At 62.2% G+C, this 7,234-nt stretch carries 6 protein-coding genes; 4 read left to right on the top strand and 2 right to left on the bottom strand.

All coding sequences use genetic code 11. The annotated features are described in order from the left end of the window. From ACCD00_RS29680 to nahK, 4 genes are all read left to right on the top strand, one after another. A partial coding sequence (locus ACCD00_RS29680) for a TSUP family transporter (RefSeq protein ID WP_413428772.1) occupies positions 1-319 on the top strand: 319 nt, incomplete at its 5' end. 208 nt (positions 320-527) lie between these two features. Then, positions 528-1,712 (top strand): porin, encoded by a 1,185-nt coding sequence (locus ACCD00_RS29675; protein WP_413428771.1) that lies wholly within the window; start codon positions 528-530, stop codon positions 1,710-1,712. A gap of 154 nt (positions 1,713-1,866) precedes the next feature. Further along, positions 1,867-3,024 (top strand): nitric oxide-sensing protein NosP, encoded by a 1,158-nt coding sequence (gene nosP, locus ACCD00_RS29670; protein WP_413428770.1) that lies wholly within the window; start codon positions 1,867-1,869, stop codon positions 3,022-3,024. Continuing rightward, the gene (nahK, locus tag ACCD00_RS29665) at positions 2,954-5,587 is read left to right on the top strand and encodes a hybrid sensor histidine kinase/response regulator NahK/ErcS' (protein ID WP_413428769.1); all 2,634 of its coding nucleotides are present in this window, start codon (positions 2,954-2,956) and stop codon (positions 5,585-5,587) included. The genes nosP and nahK overlap by 71 nt, the downstream gene beginning before the upstream one ends. 112 nt (positions 5,588-5,699) lie before the next feature. On the opposite strand, the gene ACCD00_RS29660 is transcribed toward nahK, so the two are convergent. Further along, positions 5,700-6,365, bottom strand: coding sequence for a response regulator transcription factor (locus ACCD00_RS29660; protein ID WP_008017467.1), 666 nt, complete (start codon positions 6,363-6,365; stop codon positions 5,700-5,702). A gap of 57 nt (positions 6,366-6,422) precedes the next feature. Then, positions 6,423-6,980 carry a PQQ-dependent catabolism-associated CXXCW motif protein gene (locus ACCD00_RS29655; RefSeq protein ID WP_413428768.1) on the bottom strand — a complete coding sequence of 186 codons (558 nt, stop codon included), beginning with the start codon at positions 6,978-6,980 and terminating at the stop codon, positions 6,423-6,425. Between the last annotated feature and the right edge of the window lie 254 nt (positions 6,981-7,234).

Here is a 7,234-nt window from a genome sequence, read left to right as displayed (position 1 = left end):
GGTGTCGGGGTTGCTGGGGGTGGGCGGCGGCTTTCTGATCGTCCCGGCATTCAAGCAACTGACCGATGTGCAAATGCGCGGGATTGTCGCCACCTCGCTGATGGTGATCAGCCTGATTTCCGCCATCGGGGTGATTGGCGCGTTCCATGCCGGCGTGCGCATTGACGGCGTCGGTGCCGCTTTCATCGGCGCCAGCATCGCCGGCATGATCGTTGGCCGCAAGCTGTGCGCGCGGGTACCGGCGCGGGGGTTGCAGGTCGGGTTCGCCAGCATCTGCGTGGTGGTCGCCGCTTACATGCTGTTCAAAGCCAACGCCTGACCGGTACCGGTTCCTGCGGACTCCAATCAGGTCCGCAGGCCTACACCCTAAGTTGCGAGCCTCGCCGACCAGCGGTCGTACGCCATAGTGGTCACGCACCGCCGTCCAGTCCAAAGCAGCTGAAAACCACCCCCAAGGCAGCGTATGGCGCCGCCGGTCAGGTTTCGATAATCGCCTCCGACACTCAGTCCCCGTTTCGGAGCGCGCCATGCACAACAATAAGAACTTCACGCATCGTTTTCTGCCAGCCTTCATCGCCAGCCTGTCTGCCCTTGGCCTGAGCCCGGTGGCCAAGGCGGAAATCATGCTGTACGACAAGGACCAGACGACGTTCTCCACCGACGGCTACATCAACGCCTTTTACGTGAACAGTGATGTCGACCGGGCCGGCGAGCAGTTCGACCGTCGGCAGTCGCGGGTAAAGATGGGCTTTTTGCCCAACTACCTGGGGTTCAACATGGGCAAGCAGGTAGACGATCTCAAGCTCGGCGCCCGCGCCTCGTTCTGGGTCACCATCAACGACAGCCAAACCAACGGCACCGACACAGCCATCGATGTGCGGCAGTTCTATGGCACCGTAGCCAACCCGGAATGGGGCGAAGTGCTGATCGGCAAAGACTTCGGGCTGTTCGCCCGCTCCAACATCCTGCTCGACGAAATGCTCGCCGGTTACGGTCAGGTCAGCGATACGCTGGGGCTGGTGGATGGCGGCGGGGTGTCGTTCGGCAACATCGGCACCGGTTACCCGTATCCGTTCCCGACCTCGCAGATAACCTATCGCACCCCGGTGATGGACGGCCTGCGTGTGGCGGTAGGCATCATGGACCCGGTGGACACCAACGACAGCAGCCCGACGGGCAAGGCCTATCAGGAAAACCCGCGTACCGAGAGCGAAATCACCTATCAGTTCGACCTGGCCGGGGCAAAGATCTACAGCTGGGTCAACGGCAGCTACCAGACCTCGGACAACACTGATTCCACAGTCGAGACCGTCACCTCCAAGGGTGTCGGTTATGGTGTACAGGCGAAGATGGGCGGCTTGTCCCTCACCGGGTCGGGTTTCCAGGCCAAGGGCATCAACCCGTTTTTCACCAACAATGCCGGCGAGCCGACCCTGCGCAATGTCGACAGCGACGGATACCTGTTGCAGGGCTCCTACAAACTGGGCAAGAACCGCCTGGCCTTGTCCTACGGCAAGACCAATGACGATGGCAACGGCGTGGTCGGCAGCGGCGCGGACTACGAGACCCGCGGCATCGCGTTGTTCCATGACGTGAACGACAACCTCAAGCTGGTGGCCGAGTACAACCAGTTCGAAATCAACGGCCACGACACCAGTGCCCAGAATGAAGACACCGACACCTTTGCCGTGGGCGCGGTGCTGACCTGGTAAACCCGGGAGGTGGCCCTGGCCGTGCGCATCGCGGCGAGGGTCGCCAACCGTCTCATCCCATCGAAGCGGCTACCCGCTACCCAAGTAGCATTCGTCGCCCCCCACAGACTTCGTACACTCGTACCTCATACACACGCACCAGCGGGAGGTAAGGATGCAGCAGAGCGAAGGCGTCGTCAGTGCAATGTCCCAGGCCACCGATGCCCGGCAGGTCGCGCAGGAACTGGCAGGACAGTTGTTGCATCCGCACCTGGGGTTCGTGCTGTTCTTCTGTTCCGCCGAGTACGACTTGCAGGCACTGGGCCAGGCCTTGCAGCAAAGCTTCGGCGGCATTCGCCTGGTGGGCTGCACCAGCGCCGGGGAGATCACCCCGCTGGGCTACGGGCGCAATTGCGTGACGGCGGTGGGCTTCGATCACCGGCACTTTTCCATCGCGATCGAGCTGATCGACCAGATGGAGCACTTCAGCCTGATCGACGCCCAGCAAATGGTCGAGCGCCTGGTCAGTGGCTGTCGCAGCAACACCCTGGCCCCGATCAAGGGCAACAGCTTTGCCCTGACCTTGCTCGATGGCCTGTCCAGCCGCGAAGAAATGGTCCTGGCGGCCTTGAGCGCGGCATTGGGCGACATTCCGCATTTCGGCGGCTCGGCCGGCGACGATAACTACCTGACCCATACCCATGTGTACTTCGATGGCGAGTTTCACAGCGGCGCGGCCGTCGTGGTGCTGGTCAATACCTGGCTGGATTTCGAAGTGTTCACCACCCACCACGTGTTGCCCCGCGCCGAGAAGCTGGTGGTCACCGGGGCCGACAGCACCTTGCGCCGGGTCTTCGAACTCAATGCCGAGCCGGCAGCCGCCGAGTACGCCCGGCACATCGGCGTGCCGGTGGCGCAGCTTGATCACCGGGTCTTCGCCGCGCACCCGCTGGCGGTGCGAATCAACCAGCAGTACTACGTGCGGGCCATCCAGCAGGTGCATCCGGACCTGAGCCTGAGTTTCTACTGCGCCGTGGAAAACGGCATCGTCCTCACCGCGATGACCCCGGGCCCGATGCTGCCGAACCTGCAGAGCCTGTTCGAGGGGTTGCAGGAGCGCCTGGGTGATTTGCTGCTGACCATCGGTTGCGACTGTTTCCTGCGGCGTCTGGAACTCGAAGACGACGGCAGTCTTGACCGGATCGGCACGTTTTTGCGTGAGCAACGGGTGATGGGTTTCAACACCTATGGAGAACAGTTCAATGGCATGCACATCAACCAGACCTTCACCGGCGTTGCCATTGCCCGTGGCCGTGCCCCAGGACATCGCTGAGCTGCAGGCCGAACTGGCCAGGCTGCGCCTCGAAAACCATAAACTGCAGCGCATCAACGGCGCGCTGATCGAACGGGTCGAGTCCGGGGTGACCCGCGGCAACGATCCGTACGCCGCATTCCAGCATTCGGTGGTGCTGGCCGAGCAAGTGCGCGAACGCACCGATGCCCTGAACCAGGCCATGGCGGAACTCAAGGCTGGTAATCATTTGCTCAGCGAAGCCCGCCTGCGCGCGGAAACGGCGCATCAACACCTGATCGATGCCATCGAAAGCATTTCCGACGCCTTCGTCCTGTTCGACGCCGAGCAGCGCATCGTGCTGTTCAACAGTCGCTTCAAGGCGTTCTGGAGCAGCAGTCGGATGCGCATCAACGCCGGCATGCGCCTGACCGAGGTCAAGCGCCTGATGATGAACAACGGCCTGTTCACCGAAGAGCCACGCGGGCATGCCGACGAAAACCTGCTTTACCGCCTGCAGGACGGGCGCTGGCTGCAGGTCAGCGAGCGGCCGACCCAGGAAGGTGGGCGGGTGATTCTGTTCACCGACATTACCGACGTCAAACTCAGCGAAACCGTGCGCCGTGAGCAGGCGGTGGCGCAGAAGTCGCATCTGTTGCAACGGGCGGTCGACAACCTGTCCCAAGGGGTGGCAATGGTCAACGCCGAGGGCATTCTGGAGCTGTGGAACCGGCGTTTCCTGGAGTTGAGCGGCCTGGCGCCGGTGGCTGCCCATCGCCCGTTTGCCGAGGTGATCGCCGACAGCGAGTTGAACCTGCTGACCCCGGCCAGTCGCGATGGCAACGGCCGACCGGTCAGGGAATGCGAGCAGCGCCTGTACGATGGCCGGGTCCTGGAAATCCGCACCCATCCTTTGCCCACCGGCGGTTTCGTCAACACCTTCACCGACATTACCGAACGCTACCAGCACGCCGAGGCGCTGAGTGAAAGCGAACACTGGATTCGCCTGATCACCGATCACGTGCCGGCATTGATTGCCTACCTCAATGCCGATCTGGTCTACGAGTTCACCAACAAGGTCTACGAAGAGTGGTACTGCTGGCCCCGGGGCGTGATGCTCGGCCAGAGTCTGCGCGAAGTGCACAGCGAACAGCATTACCAGCGGCTGGAACCCTACGTGGCCAGGGCGCTGGCGGGCGAGAGCGTGACCTTCGAGTTCGCCGAAACCAACGTCAACGACCAGGAGCGCTACATGCTGCGCTCCTATGTGCCCAACCGCCTGGCCAGTGGCGAGGTGGTGGGGATTTTCGTGCTGATCCGTGACATTACCGAACGCCGTCGCACCGCCGAGGCGCTGCATCAGGCTTATCAGAACCTTGAGCTGCGGGTACGCGAGCGCACGGCGGAATTGACCACCCTCAACGATCAGTTGCTGCGTGAGATCGATGAGCGCCGCCTGGTCGAGTCACGCTTGCGCGAGGCCAAGCAGGAAGCCGAGCAGGCCAACCTGTCGAAAACCAAGTTCCTCGCGGCCGTCAGCCATGACCTGCTGCAACCGTTGAATGCCGCGCGACTGTTTACCAGTGCCTTGCTGGAACGGCGCGAGCCGATGTCCAGCGAGATCCTGGTGCGCAACGTGAGCAATTCCCTGGAAGACGTGGAAAACCTGCTGGGCACCCTGGTGGATATTTCCAAGCTCGATGCGGGGGTGATCAAGGCCGACGTCGCGCCGTTCGCCCTCAGCGAACTGCTGGACAACCTGGCCGCCGAATACACCCAGGTGGCGCGCAGTGAAGGCCTGCAACTGCACTTCATCGGTTGTTCGGCGCTGGTGTGCAGCGACATCCAGTTGCTGGCGCGCATTCTGCGCAACCTGCTGAGCAATGCGATTCGCTATACCTGCAGTGGTCGCGTGGTGCTGGGTTGCAGGCGGCATCATCAGTGCCTGACGATCGAAGTCTGGGACAGCGGCATGGGCATTGCCGAGCATCGCCTGGAGGAGATTTTCCAGGAGTTCAAGCGCGGCGATGTGCAGCGACCCGATCAGGATCGCGGCCTGGGCCTGGGCCTGGCGATTGTCGAGAAAATTGCCGGCATCCTCGGGCATCGCATTCATGTGCGCTCGTGGCCGGGTCGGGGCTCGATGTTCTCGGTCGAAGTACCGCTGAGCGCCACTGCGCCGAAACCGCCGCCGACATTGCCGATGAGCGAGCCGATGCTTGAACGCCTGCGCGGTGCCCGGATATGGGTGCTGGACAACGATGCGACCATCTGTGCCGGCATGCGCACCTTGCTGGAGGGATGGGGGTGTCGGGTGGTGACAGCGCTGTCAGAGGAAGATCTGGCGCGGCAAGTGGACAACTACCACGCCGAGGCCGACTTGCTGATAGCCGATTACCACCTGGACAACGACCGCAACGGAGTCGACGCCGTCGCCCGGATCAATGCCCGGCGCGCGTCACCGGTCCCGGCGATGATGATCACGGCCAACTACAGCAATGAACTCAAGCAGCAGATCCGTGAACTGGGCCACACCCTGATGCACAAGCCGGTGCGGCCGATGAAGCTGAAGACGGCGATGAGTCATTTGTTGGGCAGGCCTTGATTTTCCGGGTGTCGGTGCTGGCCCCTTCGCGAGCAAGCCCGCTCCCACAGGATCACCTGAATCTTTGTGGGAGCGGGCTTGCTCGCGAAAGGCGCGCAGCGGTCTTTCTGACTCAACGCCGCAGGTATGACCCGAAATCAATATCCCCGGCACTCAGGATCGCCTGCACCCGGTTGTGCACGTTGAGCTTGCGCAGGATCGCCGAGACGTGGGCCTTGACCGTGGTCTCGGCGATTTCCAGGGTGTAGGCAATCTGCTTGTTCGATTCGCCCTTGGTCATGCGCTCCAATACCTGCAATTGCTTGCGGGTCAGGGCCTGGAGCAGTTCGGGTGGGAAGCTCGGGGTGTCGTTCATCCGCCGCTGGGTGCTGCTTTTGGCGGTGCGGATGATGTCCGGGGGCAGGTAGACATTGCCATTGAGGATTTGCTGGATGGCATCGGTCATCTGTGCGCGGGGTGAAGACTTGGTGATAAAACCCACGGCACCGTAAGTGATGGCTTGCAGCACGATCTGTTTGTCCTGCTCGGCGGAGACAATCACCACCGGAATGGTCGGCGCTTCGTTACGCAGGTTGATCAGGCCATTGAGCCCGTGCATGCCGGGCATGTTCAGGTCGAGCAGGATCAGGTCGAGGTCGTCGTGTTCCTGGGTCAGTGCCAGGGCGCTGTCCAGGTCAGCGGTTTCCATCACTTCGCTGCCGGCAAAACCGTCGCTGATGACGTTGTGAATGGCTTCGCGAAACAGCGGGTGATCGTCGGCAATCAGAATTTTGTACATGGCCTTTCACCTCATTATTTTGATTATGGTGTGGCAACTACACGCACGCGTAAAGCTTCAGGGAAAGGGTTCGGGGCTGGCTGGCGAAACCGGCAGATTGGCCGCTTGCCAGGCGTCCAGGCCATCGCGATACCAATACAAGGTTTTATAGCCCATGATGGCTGCGCGTTTGACCGCGTTCCAGCTCAACCAGCAGTCGGAGCGGCAATAGAAGACCAGCGGTTGCGTCGGGTCGCCGCCCGTCAGTGACTTCAGGTTGCGGGAAAAGTAATCCTGCCAGGCGGGCGTCAGGTCGCCGTCACCGGTATTGGCCAGCCAGTGGCTGCCGGGCAGGTTTTCATGGGGCTGGTCTTCGATGAATTGCCCTTGCAGCCACTGACGGCGGTAGACGTCGATCAGCACCGGGCGCGGGTTTTGGCTGAGCAGCGTCTGCAGGGCGCGGGTGTCGACGATGGTTGCACCTTGCAACTGCTCGGGCGTCGGGCTGCGGTACAGGCCAATGCGATAGCCGTCGGCAGAGAACAGCGCGGTATCGGCCTGCGCAGTACTCAACAACAGGCTCAGCGACAGGGCGGCGAGAGCAGGGCGCAACAGGCGACGTCGGGCACGCGGCATGGGTTCGGTCCTTATAGTTATGGACCTATTACATGCCAGTCGGGGGACGTTGGGAATGCGACGATAGACAGGGAAACCAGTACTAAAGTAGTAATTTCACCCTGCTCAATGAAGATCCCCCTGTGGGGGGGGGGGGGGGGGGGGGGGGGGGGGGGGGGGGGGGGGGTATTTTTTTTTTTTTTTGTGGCCCGCAGGCCCGCGCCGCCCCCCCCCCCCGCCGCGGGGGTGGGGGGGGGGTTTGGGGGGGGGGGGGG

Source organism: Pseudomonas sp. Pseusp3 (genome assembly GCF_047304225.1).
Taxonomy (GTDB): domain Bacteria; phylum Pseudomonadota; class Gammaproteobacteria; order Pseudomonadales; family Pseudomonadaceae; genus Aquipseudomonas; species Aquipseudomonas fluorescens_CD.
The sequence above is the reverse complement of the archived record's forward strand: the minus strand, read 5'-3'. Positions and strand labels throughout refer to the sequence as shown.